Source organism: Muriicola jejuensis (assembly GCF_010671595.1).
GTDB classification, from domain to species: Bacteria; Bacteroidota; Bacteroidia; order Flavobacteriales; family Flavobacteriaceae; genus Muriicola; species Muriicola jejuensis.
Window position 1 is genome coordinate 1 of sequence record NZ_JAABOP010000018.1, and the last position, 1,771, is coordinate 1,771.

Here is a 1,771-nt window from a genome sequence, read left to right on the forward strand (position 1 = left end):
ACACCGTTGGGATAGATTATTGGTCCTTTAAATTTATACTCATTTAGGAAATTGAATGATTCTTCCAATTTTTTCCAGTTAGTCATTCAAAATGCATTACAACGGTTCCGGCTATGGTTTGGCGCCTTGAGGCGCCAGCCTTCCGTATTATTTTGTTATTCCCTAAAATAGCAAATAATCCCAGACCTTAGAGGGCGATGAACCATAGCCGTTGTTGGCACCAGTTAATGTACTAACGAATTAATTACTGATTGCTCAACCTCCAACCATCTTAAAAGATATACTGCCCTTGTCTTATCATGTGCAAGGCAATATTCAAATTCATCTTTTAGCCCACTGGCAACTAGCCTTGCTTCGATGGACATGTTTTTTAAGTCTTGAATTTGGTGAATTTTCTTAAGTATCCAACTATCTCTAATTTTTTTAAAGAGATATTCGCATGCCTTGGATTCCTCAGTGAATACGTTTTCAGTAGTTCTTTGGCCTCTTGACATTCTATAGATTTCATATTCAATGAAATGCTTACCCCTGTTGATTGATAGGGCCACTTTTCCATCATCATTTGAGGAGCCATAGAGGCCATGCAAGTAATAGCTTTCAGATGGTACTCCAGTCTCTTGTAGCTTATTATGAAGTTCAGATAAGGTCATCTAATTGGTGCCAACGGTCCTGGCTATGGCCCGGCGCCTCGATGCCCGGACCAACCCCGGATTGATTAATAAACCCTAATGTAGGAAAATTTCCCAAGCTCTGGCCGGCGATGGGCTATAGCCGTTGTTGTGTAACGTACTATTTTTCGTTGTCTATTAACCAAGGATAAATAAATTCAGAAGATCTTGTCAGTTGATTTTTCATTTGATCTCGTTTTAATTCTAAATCTGAATACTCAGATCTTTCATAAAGCATGTTGTAAGCAGATTGGTGAAAACCATAATTCCTTAGAACTTCGAAATCTTGCATGGCCTGAATAGCCGTTATTTTGTCATTGCCAAACTCAATATTGATTAAATCTACCAACGTATCGTTGACGAATTTCTGATCGTATTCAATTTGCTTTCCCTTGAACAAAACAGCCTGTATTTCAGCTATTATTTCATAAACGATTGAATCATTTTTCTCTTTTTTTCTACGCTCCCAAAATTCCTTATAGTATTTCTCATCTACTGGATTCTTATAGGAAATCAGCAAACTATCTACTAGATTCTTGAAGTTTCTCTTGATATAAATTCCATGAATTAAAAAGAGATTATCATTAGGAAAGGTATCAATTTCTAAGTTTTGATAACCGAATTTCTTTAAACTCTCATGTATGACTTTTAAATTTTCAGAACTGCGAATCCACTGATTTTTAGTTAGATCACCATGGCGCAAGTCAAAAAAGGAAGTTTTTGTTTCAATAAAATACTCTGGCGACTTTTTGGTTTCCGGAGCACACGAAAAAATAATTAGAAATAAAATTATGATTGAAAATCTGATCATCAAGTATGTTACACAACGGTCTCGGCTATGACCAGGCGTTCGTTCGCTGATCTTCACAGAGGGTTAATATATTCCCTAAGATAGTAAATAGAGAAATACCTCTGCTATGAACGCTTGGTTATAGCCATCGTTCTGTGTAGTTAGGAGGGCGGAACACTGCCGGGCATCACAAATGAGACAAAAGCGAAAGGCGATGTCTCTTAGGCCCCGGGCCGGCTAAGATGACGTCGTCTTCGCGGTGAAAAGCGACCAGACCCTGGTCATGGCCTGGTCCTCGAAAACACGCATAAAC

Annotated in this window: 2 protein-coding genes; both read right to left on the reverse strand. The window is 38.3% G+C overall.

The window, feature by feature from the left end; all coding sequences use genetic code 11:
• Nucleotides 1–224: 224 nt before the first annotated feature.
• A complete protein-coding gene (locus GWK09_RS14845) occupies nt 225–650 on the reverse strand; it encodes a hypothetical protein (protein WP_163694254.1) in 426 nt (141 codons plus the stop codon).
• Nucleotides 651–789: 139 nt separating this feature from the next.
• Nucleotides 790–1,536: a hypothetical protein gene (locus GWK09_RS14850; protein WP_163694255.1), complete on the reverse strand. Its 747-nt coding sequence runs from the start codon at nt 1,534–1,536 to the stop codon at nt 790–792.
• Nucleotides 1,537–1,771: the final 235 nt, after the last annotated feature.